Source organism: Microbacterium paraoxydans (assembly GCF_900105335.1).
Lineage (GTDB): Bacteria > Actinomycetota > Actinomycetes > Actinomycetales > Microbacteriaceae > Microbacterium > Microbacterium paraoxydans.
Genome location: NZ_LT629770.1, coordinates 1700136 through 1720569, shown reverse-complemented (window position 1 = coordinate 1720569; position 20434 = coordinate 1700136). Strand labels below are relative to the sequence as shown.

At 71.0% G+C, this 20434-nt stretch carries 21 protein-coding genes; 10 read left to right on the top strand and 11 right to left on the bottom strand.

Annotated features, from left to right (window positions below):
• Positions 1 to 52 precede the first annotated feature (52 nt).
• Positions 53 to 1255, top strand: coding sequence for an anhydro-N-acetylmuramic acid kinase (locus BLU02_RS08640; RefSeq protein ID WP_060921503.1), 1203 nt, complete (start codon positions 53 to 55; stop codon positions 1253 to 1255).
• 21 nt (positions 1256 to 1276) lie between these two features.
• On the opposite strand, the gene BLU02_RS17580 is transcribed toward BLU02_RS08640, so the two are convergent.
• From BLU02_RS17580 to BLU02_RS08620, 5 genes are all read right to left on the bottom strand, one after another.
• On the bottom strand, positions 1277 to 1441 hold the full coding sequence (locus BLU02_RS17580; RefSeq protein ID WP_167627837.1) for a hypothetical protein: 165 nt from the start codon (positions 1439 to 1441) through the stop codon (positions 1277 to 1279).
• Positions 1438 to 2007 (bottom strand): YdeI/OmpD-associated family protein, encoded by a 570-nt coding sequence (locus BLU02_RS08635; protein ID WP_060921504.1) that lies wholly within the window; start codon positions 2005 to 2007, stop codon positions 1438 to 1440. Before BLU02_RS08635 ends, BLU02_RS17580 begins: the two co-directional genes overlap by 4 nt.
• Position 2008: 1 nt before the next feature.
• A complete protein-coding gene (locus BLU02_RS08630; protein ID WP_025104898.1) occupies positions 2009 to 2818 on the bottom strand; it encodes an HAD-IIA family hydrolase in 810 nt (269 codons plus the stop codon).
• 96 nt (positions 2819 to 2914) lie between these two features.
• Positions 2915 to 3547 (bottom strand): metal-dependent transcriptional regulator, encoded by a 633-nt coding sequence (locus BLU02_RS08625; RefSeq protein ID WP_060921505.1) that lies wholly within the window; start codon positions 3545 to 3547, stop codon positions 2915 to 2917.
• Between the two features lie 9 nt (positions 3548 to 3556).
• Positions 3557 to 4225: a TetR/AcrR family transcriptional regulator gene (locus BLU02_RS08620; RefSeq protein ID WP_060921506.1), complete on the bottom strand. Its 669-nt coding sequence runs from the start codon at positions 4223 to 4225 to the stop codon at positions 3557 to 3559.
• 70 nt (positions 4226 to 4295) lie between these two features.
• Between BLU02_RS08620 and BLU02_RS08615 the strand changes: the two genes are divergently transcribed.
• Together BLU02_RS08615 and BLU02_RS08610 are read left to right on the top strand one after the other, a co-directional pair.
• Positions 4296 to 5909: an amidohydrolase gene (locus BLU02_RS08615; RefSeq protein ID WP_060921507.1), complete on the top strand. Its 1614-nt coding sequence runs from the start codon at positions 4296 to 4298 to the stop codon at positions 5907 to 5909.
• Positions 5910 to 5961: 52 nt separating this feature from the next.
• Complete coding sequence (locus BLU02_RS08610) at positions 5962 to 7407, top strand: Na+/H+ antiporter NhaC family protein (RefSeq protein WP_060921508.1); 1446 nt, start codon at positions 5962 to 5964, stop codon at positions 7405 to 7407.
• Between the two features lies 1 nt (position 7408).
• Here BLU02_RS08610 and BLU02_RS08605 read toward each other — a convergent pair whose 3' ends face one another.
• Both BLU02_RS08605 and BLU02_RS08600 read right to left on the bottom strand, forming a co-directional pair.
• Positions 7409 to 7708 (bottom strand): hypothetical protein, encoded by a 300-nt coding sequence (locus BLU02_RS08605; protein ID WP_060921509.1) that lies wholly within the window; start codon positions 7706 to 7708, stop codon positions 7409 to 7411.
• A gap of 20 nt (positions 7709 to 7728) precedes the next feature.
• Positions 7729 to 9012, bottom strand: a complete 1284-nt coding sequence (locus BLU02_RS08600; protein ID WP_231919666.1) for an Nramp family divalent metal transporter — start codon at positions 9010 to 9012, stop codon at positions 7729 to 7731.
• A 101-nt stretch (positions 9013 to 9113) separates the two neighbouring features.
• On the opposite strand from BLU02_RS08600, the gene BLU02_RS08595 reads away from it, so the two are divergent.
• Positions 9114 to 9779 (top strand): TrmH family RNA methyltransferase, encoded by a 666-nt coding sequence (locus BLU02_RS08595; protein ID WP_060921510.1) that lies wholly within the window; start codon positions 9114 to 9116, stop codon positions 9777 to 9779.
• Between the two features lie 27 nt (positions 9780 to 9806).
• Here BLU02_RS08595 and BLU02_RS08590 read toward each other — a convergent pair whose 3' ends face one another.
• Positions 9807 to 10145: a hypothetical protein gene (locus BLU02_RS08590; protein WP_071329417.1), complete on the bottom strand. Its 339-nt coding sequence runs from the start codon at positions 10143 to 10145 to the stop codon at positions 9807 to 9809.
• Between the two features lie 119 nt (positions 10146 to 10264).
• Positions 10265 to 11587 (bottom strand): MATE family efflux transporter, encoded by a 1323-nt coding sequence (locus BLU02_RS08585; RefSeq protein ID WP_060921512.1) that lies wholly within the window; start codon positions 11585 to 11587, stop codon positions 10265 to 10267.
• A gap of 94 nt (positions 11588 to 11681) precedes the next feature.
• Between BLU02_RS08585 and BLU02_RS08580 the strand changes: the two genes are divergently transcribed.
• The 4 genes from BLU02_RS08580 (at position 11682) to BLU02_RS08565 (ending at position 15958) form a co-directional block, all read left to right on the top strand.
• Positions 11682 to 12227, top strand: coding sequence for a DnaJ family domain-containing protein (locus BLU02_RS08580; RefSeq protein WP_060921513.1), 546 nt, complete (start codon positions 11682 to 11684; stop codon positions 12225 to 12227).
• Between the two features lie 45 nt (positions 12228 to 12272).
• Positions 12273 to 14258, top strand: a complete 1986-nt coding sequence (locus tag BLU02_RS08575; RefSeq protein WP_060921514.1) for a M13 family metallopeptidase — start codon at positions 12273 to 12275, stop codon at positions 14256 to 14258.
• Between the two features lie 111 nt (positions 14259 to 14369).
• Positions 14370 to 15335 carry a serine hydrolase gene (locus BLU02_RS08570; protein WP_060921515.1) on the top strand — a complete coding sequence of 322 codons (966 nt, stop codon included), beginning with the start codon at positions 14370 to 14372 and terminating at the stop codon, positions 15333 to 15335.
• Between the two features lie 224 nt (positions 15336 to 15559).
• Positions 15560 to 15958 carry a hypothetical protein gene (locus BLU02_RS08565; protein WP_060921516.1) on the top strand — a complete coding sequence of 133 codons (399 nt, stop codon included), beginning with the start codon at positions 15560 to 15562 and terminating at the stop codon, positions 15956 to 15958.
• A 90-nt stretch (positions 15959 to 16048) separates the two neighbouring features.
• Here the strand turns inward: BLU02_RS08565 and BLU02_RS08560 are convergent, their stop codons facing one another.
• The gene (locus BLU02_RS08560) at positions 16049 to 17488 is read right to left on the bottom strand and encodes an MFS transporter (protein WP_082749975.1); all 1440 of its coding nucleotides are present in this window, start codon (positions 17486 to 17488) and stop codon (positions 16049 to 16051) included.
• Positions 17489 to 17544: 56 nt separating this feature from the next.
• On the opposite strand from BLU02_RS08560, the gene BLU02_RS08555 reads away from it, so the two are divergent.
• Positions 17545 to 18165: a hypothetical protein gene (locus BLU02_RS08555; RefSeq protein WP_060921517.1), complete on the top strand. Its 621-nt coding sequence runs from the start codon at positions 17545 to 17547 to the stop codon at positions 18163 to 18165.
• 47 nt (positions 18166 to 18212) lie between these two features.
• Entirely contained in the window at positions 18213 to 18902 is a 690-nt protein-coding gene (locus tag BLU02_RS08550) for a GNAT family N-acetyltransferase (RefSeq protein ID WP_060921518.1), read from the top strand.
• Positions 18903 to 18914: 12 nt separating this feature from the next.
• Here the strand turns inward: BLU02_RS08550 and BLU02_RS08545 are convergent, their stop codons facing one another.
• Entirely contained in the window at positions 18915 to 20384 is a 1470-nt protein-coding gene (locus BLU02_RS08545) for a peptide MFS transporter (protein WP_060921519.1), read from the bottom strand.
• Positions 20385 to 20434 lie beyond the last annotated feature (50 nt).

The following is a 20434-nucleotide window of genomic DNA, read 5'->3' as shown; positions in this document are numbered from 1 at the left end:
CATATGCCACCTGATGTAGTTTTGATACCTACCTCTTGTCGGAAGGAAATCGATGCGCGTCCTGGGACTGATCTCCGGCACCTCGCACGACGGGATCGACGCCGCCGTCGTCGACTTCGCCACCAATGGGGGGTTCACGGCGCACGGCGTCGACCTCCGGGGCACGGTGCTCGCATCCACGAGCGTCCCCTACGATCCCGAGCTGCGGGCACGCCTCATCGCCGCGCTCCCTCCGGCACAGACCACCCTGGCCGAGGTGGCCGAGCTCGACACCCTCATCGGGCAGGCGTTCGCCGACGTCGCGGCTGATATCGCGGCCGAGGTCGGCGGCGTCGATGCGGTGTGCTCGCACGGTCAGACCGTCTACCACTGGGTCGACGGCTCCCACGCGCTCGGCACCCTCCAGATCGGGCAGCCCGCCTGGATCGCCGAGAAGACCGGCGTGCCCGTCGTCTCCGACATCCGCATCCGCGACATCACCGCGGGTGGTCACGGTGCTCCGCTCGTGTCGTTCCTCGATGAGCTGCTGCTCCGCGGTCGCGCCGGCGTCTCGGCGGCGCTGAACCTCGGCGGCATCTCGAACATGACCGTCGTCCGCCCGGACGGCCTCGTCGCCTACGACATCGGCCCCGCGAACGCGCTTGTCGACGCGGTCATCGTCGCGCACGACCTCAACCCGCTCGGCTACGACGACGACGCGGCGATCGCCCGCACCGGACGGGTCGATGAGGCGCTGCTGGACGCCATGCTCGCGGACCCCTACTACGCCCTCACCCCGCCGAAGAGCACGGGCAAGGAGCACTTCCACCTCGCCTACGTGCACGAGCACCTCGCAGCGCAGGGACGCGAGGTCGCGGTCGCCGACGTCGTGCGCACGCTCACCGAGCTCACGGTCCGCACGGTCGCCCGCGACGTCGAGGCCGCCGGGATCGGCTTCCTCGCGGTGTCCGGCGGCGGCTGCCGCAACCCGCTGCTCCTGGACGGGCTCCGGGCGGCGCTGCCGCAGACCGAGGTCGTGCTGGCCGACGAGCTCGGCGCCCCCGCCGACAGCAAGGAGGCCATCCTCCTCGCCCTCATCGGCTGGTCGACCCTGCACGGCGTCCCCGCGATCGTCCCCGGTGGGACGGGGGCGCGCGAGCCGCGCATCCTCGGCACGATCACCCCGGGTGCCGGTCCGCTGCAGATGCCCGAGCCGGTCGCGGCGATCGACTCGCTCACGCTCACAGAGGTGGCCGGAGCGTCGCTCGCCTCCTGAGACCGGGCGACGGCCGTCGGCTCAGCGTCGGCGGTCGTCGTCGTCCCAGGGGCCTTCCCACCAGCCGGCGCGGCCGTCATCCTCGCCGCCACGGCGGCGGGAGCGCACGAACTGCACCACGAACACGACCAGCGACGTGAGCGTGATGAGGAACAGGACGAGGAACAGCAGGTCGCTCTGGTTCATGGGCGCTTCCCCTCCGCGGCATCCGCCACGATCTTCGCGATGCGCGCGGCCTTCGTATCCGGCCGCTTGGCCATCGCGATGTGTGTGAGGCCGAACTTCTTCACCGACTTCGGGAACGCATCCCAGCTCGCCCTCGCCGCCGGCACCGCGTCGAGAGCGGCGGTGAGCTCCGGCGGCTCGATGCCGGCCTCGGGGCCGTCGAGGAGCGTCCAGGAGCCGTTCGCCTTCGCGGTCTCCAGCGCGCGGATGCCGGCCGGAGCGAGGAGCCCCGCGGCCTCCAGCTCCGCGATGCGGGCCTTGTTCGTCGCCGCCCAGCCGCTCCCCGGGCGTCGAGGGGAGAACCACTGGCCACCGGTCTCGTCGTCGAACGTGCGCACCGGGCCGTCGATCCACCCGAAGCACAGCGCCTGCCGGACGGCGTCCTCGTAGCCGACGCCGGTGGCGGATCGCCCGCGCACGCTCAGCAGCCACACTCCGGCCGTGCGTTCGTGGTTCGCCTCGAGCCAGGCGCGCCAGGCCGCGGCGTCCGCCGCCGTGACCCGCTCGCCGTCGTCGAGGGCGCCCACGTCAGTCCTCGTCGAGAGTGGGGATCGAGTCGGTGATCGTGGGCAGCAGGTCGGCGACCGAGTCGACGATCTCGTCCGGGCGGAAGGGGTACTGCTCGATGATCCGCTGGTCGCTGATGCCGGTGAGCACGAGCACCGTGTGCAGACCCGCCTCGATGCCGGCGACGATGTCCGTGTCCATCCGGTCGCCGATCATCCCCGTCTTCTTCGAGTGCGCGCCGATCTTGTTCAGGGCCGAACGGAACATCATCGGATTGGGCTTGCCGACGACGTAGGGCTCCTTGCCGGTGGCCTTGGTGATGAGGGCGGCGATCGCTCCCGTGGCCGGCAGCACCCCGTCGGCGCTCGGGCCGGTGGCGTCCGGGTTGGTCACGATGAAGCGCGAGCCGTTGATGATGTGGCGGATGGCCTTCGTGATGGCCTCGAACGAGTAGTTGCGGGTCTCGCCGACGACGACGAAGTCGGGGTTCGTCTCGGTCATGATGAAGCCGGCCTCGTGCAGAGCGGTGAGGATGCCGGCCTCGCCGATGACGAACGCGGAGCCGCCGGGGAGCTGCTGCGCGAGGAAGTCGGCGGTCGCGAGCGCGGAGGTCCAGATGCGCTCCTCCGGCACGATCAGGCCGCTCGCACGGAGGCGGGCCGAGAGGTCGCGGGCGGTGAAGATCGAATTGTTCGTGAGCACGAGGTACGGGATCTCGTTGCGCTCCCATCCGGCGAGGAGTTCGGAGGCCCCGGGGATGGCGTCGTTCTCATGGACGAGCACGCCGTCCATGTCGGTGAGCCAGCATTCGATGTCGTCACGGTGTGCCATGTGCTCAGCCTAGAGGCCTCACCTTTCCTTTCGAATCGCCTGATTGGCCCCATCCCCGGCCGATGTGCCGCAAAGTGCGCGATTCGAAGCCGGGGGTCAGGCCGACAACCACACCACGGCGCGGGCGGCGGGGGGCAGCGGCGGCTCGGTGTCGTCGAGGGTGATGCCGGACGGGGTCACCGTCACGGTCGTCCCCACGACGACCCCGTGGGCGTCGAGGGTCCGCAGCAGCTCCGGGTCGCGGTCGTCGACGCGGAGGACGCGGCCGGTGTGTCCGTCCGGGGCATCGGCGAGCAGCACGAAGGGCTCGCGTTCGATGCGGCCCTCGGCATCCGGGATGGCGTCTCCGTGCGGATCGAAGCGCGGCCGCCCCAGGCGCTCGTCGATGCCCTCGAGCAGCCGGTCGCTGATGGTGTGCTCCAGCACCTCGGCCTCGTCGTGCACCTCATCCCATCCGTACCCGAACTCCTGCACGAGCCAGGTCTCGATGAGGCGGTGGCGGCGGACCATCGCGAGGGCCCGGGTGGTCCCCGCGTCCGTCAGCCGGACCGCTCCGTACGGCACGTGCGACACGAGTCCCGCCGCAGCGAGCTTCTTCACCATCTCCGTGACCGACGACGGGGCGATGCCGAGCTTGGCCGCCAGGACCGAGGGGGTGATCGGCGCATCCTGCCACTCGGTGTGCGCGTAGACGGTCTTCAGATAGTCGTCAGCTGCCGGGGATGCCACCCCACCACTCTACGGCGCGGGCCGGTCTCCGCCCCTGCGCGCCCAGGCCGTGAGGCCGTGGATGAGGGCGCGCACGCCGATCTCGAACGTCCGTCGGGCGGGGTCGTCGCTGAGCTCGGCCCTCGCATTCTCCGCCGCGGCGAAGGTGGGGTAGGCGGGGGCGAGCTCCTTCGGTGCCATGTTGTCCGCCGGAGCGAGCGCGTCCAGCGCGGAGCCGATGATGAACGACTCCAGCGCGACGATGGCATCGACGATCGTCTCGCGGGGCCAGCCGTCGTCGGAGAGCAGCACCGCGATCTGCTCGTAGTCCGCGAACGAGCCCTCGTCGGCATCGATGGGGGAGCTCGCGAGCATGACCATGGCCTGCGGGGCGGCGACGGCCGCGTCGCGATAGCTGTGCGCCCAGGCGAGCAGGGCGTCCTCCAGGGGTCGTTCGCGGGGCACCGGGGTGGCGAGGGAGCGGCTCACGCGGCCGCGCATGGCCCGGATCACAGCGTCGCGGTTCTCGAAGTGGTGATAGAGCGCCGAGGTGCGCACCCCGAGGGATTCCGCGAGCGCGGTCATGGTGAAGCGCTGCGGGGTGCGTTCCGCGCTGAGTCGGAAGGCGGCATCGAGGATCCGCTCCTCGGTGAGCACCCGGCCGGAGGGGCGGCCCACGCTGCGGGGAGTCTTCGTCATCGGGGCTCGATTCGGGTTCCGTGTCTGCTACTTTATTGAAACTCTTTCAATTCGCTCGAGGAAGAACGTCATGACGGGTTTCGACGCCGACACTATCGTCACCGGCGCGCGCGTCGTGACCATGGACCCCCGCCGCCCGGAGGCGACGGCCTTCGCCGTCCGCGACGGTCGCTTCCTCGCGGTCGGCGGCGACGACCTCGTCCGCGAGCTGCGCGGGACCGGAACCGTCGTGCACGACCTCGGCGGTGCCGCCGTCACCCCCGGGCTCATCGACGCGCACCTGCACCCGCTGCAGGGCCTCGAGCTCACCGCGGGAATCGACCTCGGGGGCATCACCACCGCCGCGGCGTTGCGCGCCGCCCTGCGCGCCGAGGCGGACCGGGCGCTCGACGAGGACGCCGAGCCGTGGGTGCGCGGGTGGAATCTCGACTACGACGTCTTCCACGAGGTCCCCATGACCGCCGACGCCATCGAGGACGCGGTGCGCGGCCTCCCTGCGCTCCTCATCGTGTTCGACGGACACACCGCGCTGGCCAGCCGCGAGGGGCTGCGGCGCGGCGGCATCACCGGGCCGCGCGAGACGGACGACTCCTCCCTCGTCGTGGTCGACGCCGAGGGGATCCCGACCGGCGAGCTGCGCGAACTCGGCGCCTACGAGCCCGTGCGCCTCGCCGCCCCCGCCCTGGACCGTGCGCAGACGCTCGCCGCCGGCCACGAACTGCTGCAGGGGCTCCGGTCCTCCGGCCTCACCGGCGGCACGATCATGGACGGCGGCTTCGCGACCCTGGACCTGCTGGACGCCATGGAGCAGGGGCCGGGTCTACCGATCCGCATCGTCTCCGCCATCGACCACGAGCCCGGGTTCGACACCGCCCGCACGGCCGAGAACCTCCGGATGCGCGACCGCCGGGGAGAGCGCTGGCGGGGCGGGGTCGTCAAGCTCTATGCCGACGGCGTGGTGGAGACGGGAACCGCCTGGCTGTACGAGCCCGACACGGCGGGGGAGGGGACCGCGCCGTTCTGGAAGGACGCCGCCGCCTACGCCCGCACCGTGCGCCGCTATGCCGAGGCCGGCTTCCAGGTCGCGACGCACGCCATCGGCGACCGAGCGGTGGGGGAGGTCATCGATGCGTACCTCGCCGCCGGGGTCCGCAGTGCCGGTGGCGCACCCCACCGGATCGAGCACCTGGAGACCACGACCGATCGTGACGTCGCGCGCCTCGCGGCCGCGGGGATCACCGCCTCGATGCAGCCGCTCCACCTGCAGTGGCGCAAGGCCGACGGCTCGGACGACTGGTCGCGGCGTCTCGGACCGGCCCGTGCCGCCCGTGCCTGGCGCGTGCGCGACTACTGGGAGGCCGGAGCCCCGGTCGCCCTGGGATCGGACTGGCCCATCGCCCAGAACGACGCCCGCATCGGCCTCGCCTGGGCCCAGCTGCGCCGTCGTCCCGGCGACCGCGACGCCCCCGTCTTCGAGCCCCACCAGGTGCTCACCCCCTACCAGGCGCTGCACGGCTACACCGTGGGTGCCGCGCGTGCTCAGGGCGACACCGACCTCGGCCGGATCGCCCCCGGGTTCCGCGCCGACTACGCCGTGTGGGCGGAGAACCCGCTGCACGTCGCCCCGGACGACCTCCCCGACCTGCCCGTACAGCGGACGGTCGTCGGCGGCGTCGAGCCCTGACCCCCGCTCGACCCCTCATACCCCCTTCCTTCTTCACACCGAGGTGAACCCCATGCCCGAATTCGGCGCCCTCGCGCTCCTGCCCATCGCGGTGATCCTCGTGATCGCCGTCGCCACTCGGCGCACCCTCTTCGCCCTGCTCTGCGGCACCGTCGCCGGCGCCCTGATCCTGGGCGGCTGGGGCGGCTTCGACGTCTGGGTCGAATACACGGGAACAGCGCTGTCCAACGAGACCGCCCAGTGGCTGCTGCTCATCGTGGCGCTGTTCGGCATCCTCATGATGCTGTTCGAGAAGTCGGGCATCGTGACCGACTTCGCCCGCTGGGTGGAGCGGTTCGTGACCTCCCGCCGGAAGTCGACACTGCTGACGTTCCTGCTCTCGGTGGTCCTGTTCGTGGACGACTACCTCAACGTGCTCACCACCGGCACCTCGATGAAGCAGGTGACCGACCGGTACCGCGTCCCTCGTACGCAGCTCGGCGCGATCATGAAGATGACCGCCGCGCCGATCGCGGTGCTCGTCCCGGTCTCGACCTGGGCGCTGTTCTTCTCCGGACTCTTCGAGGCCCAGGGCGTGACCGTCGGAGGCAGCGGCTTCGGCGCCTACCTGCAGTCGATCCCGTTCATCTTCTTCGGGTGGACGGCGATCGCGGTCGCCCTGCTGATGAGCATCGGCTGGCTGCCGCGCTTCGGTCCGCTGAAGAAGGACGCCCTGCGGGCGGAGCGCGACGGCGACGTCTTCCCCCTCGGAACGACCGACGCGGAACGCCGCGCGGAGGGAGCGGCCCTGCTCTCCGAGCTGCGCGAGGACGACCCCGACGGTTCGACGGCGCAGCGGGTCGCCGTGGCGCTGGAGACCTCGACGGAGGCGGGACGCAAGCCGCAGCCGTGGTCGTTCCTCGTCGCGATGGCGGTGCTCGTGGGCGTCACCATCGCCACGGACGCCAACGTCGTCGCCGGCACCGCGGCCGCGCTCGCCGTCACGATCGTTCTCGTCCTCGTGCAGCGCCGTCTCTCCGTGCGGGGCGTGCTGGACGCGGCGCTGGAGGGCGTCGAGAGCATGCTCTTCGTGATGGTGCTTACCGTGCTGGCGTTCATGGTGCAGGAGATGAACATCACCCTGCAGCTCGCCGAGTTCGTCATCCAGGTCACGGAGCCGGTGCTCACCCCGGCCCTGCTGCCCGCCATCGTGTTCGCCGTCTGCGGCGTGTACGCCTACGCGACCGGTTCGTTCTGGGACCTCGCCGCGGTCATCACCCCCGTGGTGCTGCCGCTCGCGCTGGCCCTCGGCGCCGACCCGATCCTGGCGGGCGCGGCGGTGTTCTCCGGGGCGGCGCTCGGCAGCACGACCTGCCTCTACGGGGACGGCATCATCCTCGCGTCGCGGTCCATCGGCATCAAGCCGATCAACCTCATGCTGGCCATCCTCCCCTACGCGGGGATCGCCGCCGGGGTCTCGCTCGTGCTCTACCTCGTGACGGGCTTCCTCGCGGCCTGAGTCAGGCGCCCGCGGAGCCGAGCAGGATCACGGTCGCCTGCCCCGCGAAGAAGAGCACGAGGAACCCCAGGAGGGCGGCGGCGAGCGAGAGGCGCCCGTCGAAGCCCTCCACCTCGGCGATGCCGACCTTGCGGGCGCGGAACGCGAAGATCAAGGTGGCGACGCCGAGCGCGAGCTGCACCCACGGGCTGGCGGGGCCGATGACCTTCGGGAACGCGATGAGCAGACCGCCGATGACGCCGGTCGCGAAGCCGCTCCAGGTGAGGAGGCGGACGGTGCGACGGGCGGAGGCGGCAGACATGATGTCGAGCCTATCCGGCGTCATGCCCCCGTCAGCACCAGCCAGAGCAGGGCGCCGTTCAGGGCGATGAGGAGCACCGAGGCCACGATGCCGGCGGCTGTCGTCCACGCCCGGTTGACCCAGACGCCGAGCGTGCGGCGCTGCGCCGTGAGGGCGACGAGCGGGATCAGCGCGAACGGGATGCCGAAAGACAGCACGACCTGGCTGAGGACGAGGGCGAGCGTGGGGTCCACCCCGATGCCGAGGATCACCAGCGCGGGGATGAGCGTCACGAGGCGGCGGGCCAGCAGGGGGATGCGCACGTGCAGGAGGCCGTGCATGATCTCGGCGCCCGCGTACGCGCCGACGGAGGTCGAGGCGAGACCCGAGGCGAGCAGTCCCACGGCGAAGAAGGTCGCCACGACCGGGCCGAGACCCGCGGCGAGGGCGGCGTGTGCGCCCTCCAGCGAGTCGGTCCCCGCGACGCCCGCGAGGTTCGCCGCCGCGAGCAGGAGGATGCCGAGGTTCACGGAGCCCGCGATGACCATAGCGATCGTCACATCCCAGCGCGTCGCCGTGAGCAGGCGGCGGATCCGCGAGGTCTCGATCCGGGCCGCCTCCTCGGTCGTCTCGGCACTCGTCGCACCGAACCGGTCGCGGGCCAGGGAGGAGTGCGCGTAGATCGCGTGCGGCATGATCGTCGCGCCGAGGATCGAGGCGGCGAGCAGCACGGACCCCGTGTCCTCGAAGCGCGGCACGAGGCCGCTCACGACCCCGGCCGGGTCAGGTGGCGCGAGGAACAGGCCAGCCATGAAGCCGATCGTGATCACGAACATGAGGCCGATGATCACGAACTCGAACGGCCGAGCGCCGCGACGATTCTGCACGGCGAGCAAAACCATGGACACGGCCCCGGTGATGAGGCCGCCCCACAGCAGCGGTACGCCGAAGAGCAGGTTCAGCGCGACGGCACCGCCGATGACCTCGGCGAGGTCCGTCGCCATCGCGACCAGCTCCGCCTGCAGCCAGTAGGCGCGGCGGGTCCAGGGGCGGCGCAGCCGCTGGCCCAGCACCTCCGGGAGGCTCTGCCCGGTGACGACGCCGAGCTTCGCGGACAGGTACTGGATCAGCCAGGCCATCACATTGCCGGCGACGACCACCCACACGAGCAGATAGCCGTACTGCGCCCCCGCGGTCATGTTGCTGGCGACGTTGCCCGGGTCGAGGTAGGCCACACCTGCCACCAGTGCCGGTCCCAGCAGCCACAGCAGGCGCGGCGAGGCGGTGCGGGCGGGGATCAGTACGGCGTCGGAATTTTTAGGCACACCGAAACCGTAGCGTATTTTCGGTCTGCCTAAATATCCGCGGGTGTTGCGCGGCCCCTCCGCCGACCGCGACCAGGCGGAGGCGGCGATAGCCTGGCGGGATGGATGCGCAGCGCCCCGAGAGCACGGAACCGACCGCCCCCGGGGGGTCCTCGGCGCAGCCCGGATACGGCGTCGGCCCCTGGCCCGGAGGGCCGTCGGCCTGGCCTGAGGGAGAGCAGTACGATCCCGAGCTCCTCGCGCACGGCGACACGCGGAACGTCACCGACCGCTATCGCTACTGGCGCATGGAGGCGATCGTCGCTGATCTCGATACGCGGCGTCATCCGTTCCACGTCGCGATCGAGAACTGGCAGCACGACATGAACATCGGTTCCATCGTGCGCAGCGCCAACGCGTTCCTCGCCGACACGGTGCACATCATCGGCCGCCGTCGCTGGAACAAGCGCGGCGCCATGGTGACCGACCGCTACCAGCACGTCGTGCACCACGAGGACATCGCGACCTTCGCCGCCTGGGCGGCCGCCGAGGGGCTGCCCGTCATCGCGATCGACAACGTCGACGGGGCCGTGCCGGTGGACCGCGCCGACCTGCCGCGCTCGTGCGTGCTCCTCTTCGGTCAGGAGGGGCCGGGGCTGTCGCCGGAGGCACTGGCTGCCGCCTCCGGTCACATCGAGATCACGCAGTACGGCTCGACCCGCTCGATCAACGCGAGTGCCGCCGCCGCCGTCATCATGTACGAGTGGTGTCGTCGCCACGCGGAGTGAGCACGAGGAGCGGTCGTACCTGCTCCGTCAGGCCGGATCGATGCCGAAGAGGTGCCGCGAGATCGCGCTGACGTCGCGGTCGAGGCCGTCCATGCGCCGGCTCAGACCGTGCACCTCCTTCCGGAGATCCCCGATCTCGGCTTTCACGCCGACGATCTCGCCCTTGATCCCGACGATCTCGCCCTTGATCCCGCCGATCTCGCCCTTGATCCCACCGATCTCGGTGTGGATCCCGCCGATCTCCGTGCGGACCGTGCCGATCTCCGTCTTGATGATCCTCACGAACATCGTCGCCATGAGCGTGATCGTGGCGTACATGCCCGAGGCGAGAACCCCGATCGTCGTCCATACCTGTGCGTCGTTCATCCCCAGCATCCCTTCAGTGTCACTCCATGCTGGACCGGAGCGACAGAGTGGCGGGGCGCTGTATTCCGCTGTGCCCGGCGGCGGGGGATGAGTCGTTCTTCGGGTCGCCTGTGGAGGAGCTACGCCGGCGCGGCGAGCCATCGCCCGGAGCGCACACGCCACCCCAGCGTCGCCAGCCGTGCGAGCAGGTACACCCCGAAGAACGCGACGGCGAGCCACACGAGGCCGGCGGTGCCGTCGACCCCCGTCGCGGCGATGATCGCCAGGGTGGGCAGGAACGGCACGAGGTTCAGACCGCCCGCGATCGCCAGGTACCGGGCGTCGTTCGCTCCCATGAGCACTCCGTCCAGCACGAACACCACGCCCGCGATCGGCTGCGCCACCGCGAGCACGAGCAGGGCCGGCTGCACCACCTCTGCCACGCCCTGATCGCCGGTGAAGACGATGCCGAGCCCCCCGGAGAGGGCGGCGATGACGGCGCCGACCACGACGCCGAACCACGCTCCCCACGCGACCGTCCGCGCCAGCACCCGGCGCACCTGCTCCTCGTCCCCGGCGCCCAGCTCCTTGCCGATCAGCGCCTGCGCGGCGATCGCGAGTGCGTCGAGGGCGAAGGCCGCCGCCGAGAAGATGGTGAACACGATCTGCCAGCCGGCGAGCTCCTCGGTGCCGATCCCCGTCGCCACGGCCACGGTCGCGAGCAGGGCGACGCGCAGGCTCACGGTGCGGAGGAACAGCCAGCCGCCCGACGTCGCGGTGTGGCGCAGGCCCTCCCGCTGGGCGCGCAACGAGGCGCTGTGCCGGGTCGCCAGCCGCCGGACCACGAGCGCGTACGCCGCGACCATGCCCCATTGCGCCGTCACGGTCCCCGCCGCGGAGCCGGCGATGCCCCAGCCGAGGCCGTAGATGAAGAGCCAGTTCAGCAGGGCGTTCGCCGCGAAGCCGAGCCCCGCGATCCACAGCGGGGTCATGGTGTCCTGCATCCCGCGCAGGAGACCGGTGGCGGCGAACACGATGAGCATCGCGGGGAGACCCCACATCGAGATCACGAGGTATTCGTTCGCCTGTGCCGCCACCTCGGCGCTCGCCCCGAACAGGGAGACGAGCCAGGGGGACGAGACGGCGCCGACGACGGCGAGCACGGCACCCAGGCCGAGTGCGAGCCACATGCCGTTGATCCCGACCGAGACCGCCTCCCCCGGACGCCCGGCCCCGAACCGACGCGCGACCGCGGGAGTCGTGGAGTACGCGAGGAACACCATGAGGCCGACGATCGTCTGCAGCACGGCTCCGGCGATGCCGAGCCCGGCGAGGGGGACGGTGCCGAGATGGCCGACGAGGGCGGCGTCGACGATGAGGAAGGCCGGCTCCGCGATGAGCGCACCGAGGGCGGGGACCGCCAGGCGCAGGATCTCGCGGTTCAGGGAGGTGCGGGCGGCCATCCTCCGAGCCTATGACCTGTCGTCGACACCCGAGACCGCCGGCCTCGACCGGACGTAGGGTGAAGGAGGAGCTCCCAGCGGACGGAGGCGCACCATGACGGATCCCCGGGAGGCGGCCGCGCGCTATCGAGCGCGGCAGCAGCAGGGCGGCAGTGCTGAAGACGACAGCGAAACCGGCACCCCGTCCGCGGCCGCGGCGGTCGATAGAGCCGCCTTCGTCGAATCCGCCATCCAGGTCGCCATCCGTCGCGGCGACTTCGACGATCTGCCGGGAGCCGGGAAGCCGCTCGAAGGGCTCGGCGACCACCACGACCCGGACTGGTGGATCCGCCGGAAGATCGAGACCGAGGGTCTGACCGGGCTCGGCCCTCCCGCCATCCTCCTGCGCACGGAGGACCGCGAGCTCGACGGGCAGCTCGACCTCCTCGGTCGCGAGTCCGACGTGCGCGAGGTGCTCGAGGACTTCAACCGGCGTGTGCGCGAGGCCCGGCGCCAGCTCCAGGGTGGACCTCCCGTCGTGACCGCGCTGCGCGACGTCGACGCCGAGGTCGTCGCGTGGGCGGAACGCCGGGCCGCGCGGACACCGGTGCCAGAGACGTCACCCCGGCGCCGACGCTTCGGGCGCCGACCCCGGGACTGAGGTCTTCTGGACACCGTGGGGGACCCCGGCCATAGGCTGGAGCGCATGACCGACGTGCTTCCCGCGGGCCTCGCGCTCGACGACCTCAGCCCCGACATCCGCCCGCAGGACGATCTGTATCGTCACGTGAATGGCGCCTGGATCGCTCGCACCGAGATCCCCGGAGACAAGGCGCGCTGGGGCTCCTTCCATCTGCTGGCCGAGCAGGCCGAGAAGGACGTCCGTGCGATCGTCGAGGAGTCGCAGGACGCGGAGGAGGGCACCCTCGCCCGCAAGATCGGCGACCTCTTCGCGAGCTTCATGGACACCGACCGCATCGCCGCGGCCGGCGTGACCCCGCTGGCCGGGACGTTCACCGAGATCGACGCGATCGACGGCATCCCGGCCTTCCTGCGCACCGTCGGCACCTACGACCGGGAGGGCCGGGCGGCGGTGATCGGCCTCTACGTCGACGGCGACCCCGGGAACCCGGAGCGCTACCTCCCGGTGCTCGTGCAGGCCGGGCTCTCGCTGCCGGACGAGAGCTACTTCCGACTCGACACCTTCGCGGAGACCCGCGCGGCGTACCGGGAGCACCTGGAGCGCCTGCTCGCCCTCGCCGGCGTGACCGATGCCGCGGCGCAGGCCGAGCGCTCCATCGCGCTGGAGACCGAGCTCGCCGGACACCACTGGGACAACGTGCGCAGCCGTGACGCGGTGGCGACCTACAACCTCAAGACGTGGGACGAGCTGCAGGAACTCGCGGGCGTCGACCTCACTCCGTGGCGCGAAGCCGTGACGCCGACGAACCCGCAGGCGTTCGACGAGGTCGTCGTCGCGCAGCCGAGCTTCTTCGAGGAGCTGGGCGCTCTGCTCACGCCGGAGCGGCTGGACGACTGGAAGGCCTGGCTGCGCGCGAAGGTCGTGCACGCGGCGGCGCCCTACCTCACCGACGAGCTCGTGCAGGAGAACTTCTCGTTCTACGGCACCCAGCTCACCGGCGTCCCGACGCTCCGCGAGCGCTGGAAGCGCGGCGTCTCCGTCGCCGAAGGGGCCCTGGGCGAGGCGATCGGCAAGGTCTACGTCGAGCGGCACTACCCGCCGACGGCGAAGGCGGCCATGGACGAGCTCGTCGCGAACCTCGTCGAGGCCTATCGGCAGAGCATCGAGACCCTGGAGTGGATGACCGCGGAGACCCGGCAGCGGGCGCTGGCGAAGCTGGACGCGTTCACCCCGAAGATCGGGCACCCCGAGGTGTGGCGCGACTACTCGGCCCTCGTGATCGACCGGACCGATCTCCTCGGCAACGTGCGCCGCGCGGCGATCTTCGAGCACGACCGCAACATCGACAAGGTCGGGAAGCCGATCGACCGCACCGAGTGGCACATGCCGCCGCAGATGGTGAACGCGTACTACAACCCCTCGATGAACGAGATCGTCTTCCCCGCGGCCATCCTCCAGTACCCGTTCTTCGACGCCGGGCGGGACGCGGCGGCGAACTACGGCGGGATCGGCGCCGTCATCGGGCACGAGATCGGCCACGGCTTCGACGACCAGGGCAGCCGATACGACGGCGAGGGGCGCCTGCAGGACTGGTGGACCGACGCGGATCGCGCGGCCTTCGAGGAGCGCACGAAGGCGCTCATCGCGCAGTACGACGCCCTCGTGCCGGAGGGGCTGGACGCCGAGCATCACGTGAACGGCGCCCTCACCATCGGTGAGAACATCGGCGATCTGGGCGGCCTCGGGATCGCGCTGAAGGCGTACGAGCTGTCGCTGCGGGCCGATCCGTCGGTGCCGGAGCGCGTCGAAGGGCCGGTCATCGACGGCTACACCGGGGTACAGCGGCTGCTCCTGTCCTGGGCGCAGGTCTGGCAGCAGAAGAGCCGCGAGGCCGAGACCCTGCGTCTGCTGACGATCGATCCGCATTCGCCGAACGAGTTCCGGTGCAACCAGATCGTCCGCAACATCGACGCGTTCTACGAGGCCTTCGGGGTCACCGAGAACGACGCCCTGTGGCTGCCGGAGTCGTCACGGGTGACCATCTGGTGACGAACCTCCGGACTCTGTGAGGTGTGCCCCGGCGGTGGGGTTACGATATCCCTGCCGCCGGGGCGCCCTTCCCGGATGCGCAGTATCCCTCCCCCTCCTGAAGGACCACGCGTGGGTGCGACCGACCCTGGTGACGCGTTCCGGAACCCCTCGGCTCCCGGAGCGTCCGGGAGTGCGCCTGAGTCGTCCCGCGGTCGGCGTTCGCAGCGGCCGGGAGCCCGTCGGCTGCCCCGCCGCGTGGCCGTCGGCCGGCGGTCGTTCACGTCGACGCTGAAGGCTCTCGAAGGCCTCGCGAACTCCGGGGCGCAGGTGTCCGTGCACGTGGTCGACCTCGACTCCCATGTGCACGTGCTGGCGGGAGACGACCACGTCACCATGCCCGTCGCCGGCCTCGGTGTGGTCCCACTGCTCATCGAGGTGGCGGCGGCGTTCGAGTCCGGTGCCCTCGACCCTCTCGAGATCGTGGAGCGCACGAGCGTCGAGGCCGTGGAGAGCTCCGGGCTGTGGCGGCACCTGCGGGCCCCGGCGCTGCCGCTGGAAGACCTCGCCGTGCTGGCCGCGACCGCCGGCGATCCGATCGCCGTGAACATCCTGCTGGAGAAGGTGGGGCACGACCGGGTGCGGGAGCGCATCGAGGGCTTGGGTCTGCGACGCACCGCCCTGCTCGACCGGTTCCGCGACCGCCGCGGTCCGGACGACGCCCCGCAGGTCGCGGTGGGGTCGGCACGCGAGCTCGCCGGGCTGTTCTCCGCGCTCGTGAACTCTCAGGTCGTGGATGCCGCCGTTAGCGCCCAGGTCTCGGAGTGGCTCAGCCTCAACCAGGACCTCAGCCTCGTGGCCGCCTCGACCGGGCTCGACCCCTTCGCACACGAGCACGACGCGCACGGCCTGCTGTTCGTGAACAAGACCGGGCGCGACCGGGGAGTGCGCGCCGAGGCGGGGGTGCTCGCGGGGCCGCGCGCCGGGGTCGCCTACTCGATGATCGTGTGCTTCGACGACCTGTCGATCAGCCACCGTCTCCGCGCGCACGACGCCTTCCGCGTGCTCGGCGTCGAACTCATGGAGTACACGCACTGACCCCCTGACCCCGCGCGAACAGGCATCCGCGCGAGATCAGGCGTCCGGAGTGACAACGAGCCTGATGTCCCGCGCTCGCCTGACCTCGCTTGTTCCCCTGTTTCCACGTCCCCTGGATCCCGCGCGCGAACGCAGACATTCGCGTCGCATCAGGCTTTCGGGGGCGCAACTGCCTGATGTCGCGCGAGAGCCTGATCGTGCGACGCGCGGGCTAGCATCGGGGCATGCCTCATGCCTGGACCCCGCACCGCCGCGACGACGGCGAGCTGCTCGGCTGGATCCGTCCGGAGGGCGAGGACTGGATCGCCGTCGATGTCCTCGGGCGCAGGGTCTTCGGCCCCGGTGAGTGGCTCGACGCGGAGGCCGCGCTGGATGAGCACGGCATCGCCTGGCTCGCCGATCCGTGGATGCTCGAGGGAGAGGGTGACCGCCCGCTTCGGGTGCGCATCCTCGAAGTCACGCCGGACGAAGAGGGCACGCCGGGGCGCATCGTCGTGAAGGTCGACGACTTCGGGGACATGACCCGACCCGCGACCGCGCGGTTCACCCTGCCGTGGCCGCTTCCCGCCCGGCTGCGGCCACCGCGTACCGACGACCCGGATCCGCGCACGATCTTCCGCTGACCCTCCGCCGCAGGTCGCAGATCCGCTGCAGGTCGCACGCTCTGCGGGAGTCCCTGCGACCTCGATGCGAATCCACGACCGCCGAACGGGTCAGCGCAGCGAGGGGTGCGGCTCCTCGGCGCGTCGTCGCGGGATGAACAGGGACAGGACCACGGCAACGATGCCAGCGGCGATCGCGAGCCAGAAGCAGACCTCGAACGCGGCCCGCGTCGGCACGGCCACGCCGCCGACGTCCACGCTCATCGCCGCGAGTACCCCGCCCATCACGGCCGAGGCCGTGGAGGTGCCCACGGAGCGGAACAGCGCGTTGAGGCCGTTCGACGCCCCGGTCTCGTTCGCGGGCACGGAGCGCATGATGATCATGGGCATCGCGGCGAAGGTGAACCCGATGCCGACGCCGATGAAGATGTTGGCGACGAAGATGTGCCACACCTCGGTCGACCACAGCAGCACGAAGACGTAGGCGAGGACGATCGCGATGGCCCCGACGGTGAAGAGCGGCCGCGGCCCCACGGTGCGCTCAAGCCACCCGGACAGGGGCGAGATCACCATCATGACCAGACCCGCCGGCATGATCACGAGGGAGGCCGCCACCATGTCGAGCCCGAATCCGGCGCCGCCCACCGCCGGCATCTCCAGCATCTGCGGGAACGTGACGTTCGAGGCGAACAGGGCGAAGCCCATGCCGATGGCGGCGATGTTGGTGAAGAGGACGGCGGGCCGGGCGGCGACGCGCAGGTCGAGCAGCGGATCGTCCGTGCGCAGCTGGTACCAGCCCCACAGCAGCAGCACCGCGACGCCGCCGATCACGCAGACGAGCGTGAGCGGCGCCGTCCAGCCCCACTCGGCGCCGCGCGACACGAACAGCAGCAGACCGGTGAGGCCGATCGCGAGTCCGATGGCCCCGAGCACGTCGAGCCGACCGGGGGAGCGGAGCACGTCCTCCGGCACCACGGCGAGCACCAGGAGCAGCCCGAGGACTCCGAGGGCGGCGGCGAGCCAGAACAGCATGTGCCAGTCGGCGTTCTCGGCGAGCAGCGCGGCGACGGGCATGCCGATCGCCCCGCCGACGCCCATGGTGGCGCTCATCAGGGCCACCGCGGTGCCGAGGCGTTCGGGTGGCAGCACGTCGCGCATGATCGCGATTCCGAGGGGCACGACGCCGGTCACGGCCCCCTGAAGGGCCCGGCCGATGATGACGCCGACGATGGATCCGGAGAGCGCGGCGATGATCGAGCCCGCGATGAGGATCGCGAGGAGCACGATGACGACGCGGCGCTTGCCGTACATGTCGCCGAGACGGCCGGAGATCGGGGTCGCGACGGCGGCCACGAGCAGGGTGATCGTCACCACCCAGGTGGTGTCCTCACGGGAGGAGTTCAGCAGCTGCGGAAGCTCGGCCTGCAGCGGCACGACGAGCGTGAACATGAACGAGGAGCACAGGCCCGCGAACGCGAGCACCGCGATGATCGCCCACCGCGGAGGGGTACGGGAGAGGCGTTTCCTGGCTCTGTCGTCGTTCGCACCCACCGGCTCAGGCTATCGGCGATCCCGGAGGGGAGGGGCCGATGTGGTTGCATGGCCGGATGACCGACGACATCGCGCCCGCGCAGCACCCCGCCGACTCCGCGTACCACCGCCGGCTCCCGATCGGCGAGGTGCTCGACGCCTCGGCGCTCGCGGAGGGTCTGCCGTGGGCGTTCGAGAGCGTAACGATGCGACCGCTGGAGCCGATGCTCGTGCCGGAGAAGCCCCGCGCCGGCGAGCACGACCCGGCCGCGTGCGGTCACTGCGGTCCGAGCGTGCACACCATCTGGCACGACGACCTCTGGCAGGTGCGTGCCGGGTGGGACGTCGGCGGTCTGCCCTTCATCGGCGGCGTCGCACCGCGCGAACACTGGCTCCTGGAGAACGCGCCGCAGGACGTGCTCGCCGCGCTCGGGCCGCTGATGCAGCGCGTGTCCGAGGCGGTCAAGAGCATCCCCGGCGTCGCCCGCTGTCACTTCGGGCGCTGGAACGACGGCTCCGCGCACATGCACATGTGGGCGCTCGCCCGACCGGCCGGGATGATGCAGGGCCGCGGCGCGGTGCTCGCGTTCTGGGACGGGATCCTGCCGCCGCTGCCGGCGGAGATGGCCGAGGACCACCTCCGCATCGTCGCGGAGGCGCTCGCCGCGGGCGGGGGCGAGGCGTTCCCGTACCGCTGAGCCGGGTCGGTTTCCGCGAACGGGCGGAGGAGGGGCAGACTGGGATCGTGCGAACCATCCGCGATCTCGACACCGTTGAACTCATCCTCGACGCCCAGAGCCTGCTCGACTCCATCCGGGGCCCGCAGCGCGTGGTGGACGCCGGGACCCTCCGTGCCCTGCAGCAGTCGGGCAACTACGTCGTCGGCTTCTTCGACGGCGAGGGCGACGAGGAGCGCATGGTCGGCGCCTCGATCGCCTTCTTCGGCGAACCGGCCCGCCGCGCCATGCACTCGCACATCACGGCTCTGCTGCCCGAGTACCGGGGGCGCGGATGGGGCCGTGAGCTCAAGGAGCACCAGCGGCAGTGGGCGTTCTCCCGCGACGTCGGGCGCATCACCTGGACCTTCGACCCGCTGGTCGCCCGCAACGCGCACTTCTTCCTCACCGTCCTCGGCGCGCGCGCCACGGGCTACTCGGTGAACCGGTACGGCATCTTCGGCGGCGGCGACGCGGGCGACGAGAGCGACCGCCTCGACGTCGAGTGGGCCCTCGCGGACATCGCCAAGCCGCCGGCGAAGGACGCCGTCGTGGAGACGCTGGAGATCCCAGACGACATCGAGGGCATGCGGGAGTCCGACCCCGCGGCCGCGCACGAGTGGCGGCTGCGGCTGCGCGCGCAGATGGAGGGCCTGCTCGGCAGCGGCCTCCACATCGCGGGCTTCGAGACCGGCCGGGGCTACCTCTTCACCGCGTGATCGCCGGGGCCGTCACCGCACGCCCCGCATGAGCCGCAGCACGGGCTTCACGCTCAGCAGCAGGCCGATGCCGACGAGGATCGCGATGCCGCCGAGGATCGAGAAGTACGGCACCTCGTTCTCCGGATCGTAGAACTTCACGAGCTCGCCCGAGATGGCGGTGCCGAGGGCGATCGACAGGAAGAACAGCGCGACCATCTGCGTGTGGAACACGGTCGGGGCGAGCTTCGTCGTCACCGACAGCCCCACGGGCGAGAGCAGCAGCTCGGCGACCGTGAACACGAAGAGGATGCCGACGATCGCGAGCAGCGGCGTGGAGTTCGCACCGCCGCCGGAGAACGGCAGGAACAGCAGGAACGCAGAGCCCATGATGATGGCGGCCAGTCCGAACTTGACGGGGGTCGACGGCTGGCGCTTCCCCAGCTTCGTCCAGATCGCCGCGAAGACCCCGGACAGGATGATGATGAACACCGGGTTGATGGACTGCACCCACGACACCGGCATCTCCCACCCGAACAGGTCGCGGTCGAGTCGCTTGTCGGAGTAGATCGTCAGCACCGTGAACTGCTGCTGGTACAGCGACCAGAACGCGACGCTCGTGAGGAACAGCGGCAGGAACCCCCAGACCCGCGAGCGCTCGGTGGCATCGATGCGGCGGCTGCCGAGGATCACCGCGAAGTAGGCGACTGCGGCGATCACGGTGACCGCGATCACGATGGTGGCGAGGTTGTCGGCCTGGATGACTCCGGTCAGCACGAGCACCGCGATCACGACGACCGCACCGACCGCGATGCCGGCGACGAGCGGGTAGCGCGCGCGGGGGAGCGGGTTCGGCACCTCGCGCGCGGAGGCGGGCAGGCCGCGGCGGCCGAACGAGTACTGCACGAGACCCAGCGTCATGCCGAGGGCGGCGAGGCCGAACCCCCAGTGGAAGCCCAGGGTCGACTGGAGCAGTCCGGTGAGGATCGGACCGAGGAAGGCGCCGAGGTTGATGCCGAGGTAGAACAGCGAGAACCCGGCGTCGCGTCGTTCGTCGTCCGGACGGTACAGCGTCCCCACGACCGACGTGGCGTTGGCCTTCAGACCGCCCGAGCCCAGGGCCACGAGCACGAGTCCGACCCCGACGCCGACGAACCCCGGCAGGAGTGCGAGGGCGAGGTGGCCCGAGACGATGACGATGGCGCTGACGAACAGCACCCGCTCGGAGCCGAACAGTCGATCGGCGAGCCAGGCCCCGAGGATCGTGGACAGGTACACCGAGCCGCCGTACGCGCCGACGATCCCGCCCGCCACCGCTTCCGGGAGGCCGAGGCCGCCATCGGCCACCGAGAAGTACAGGTAGATGAGCAGGATGCCCTGCATGCCGTAGAAGCTGAAGCGCTCCCACATCTCCACGCCGAAGATGTGCACGAGCGACCACGGCTGTCCGAAGAAGCGGGTGTCCTCGTCGCGGGAGGCGGGCGGCTGCGCGGTGGTGCTCATGCGTGGGACGGTACTCCTCCCGCGGGTCCCGCGGCCAGGGGTTGCGCTCA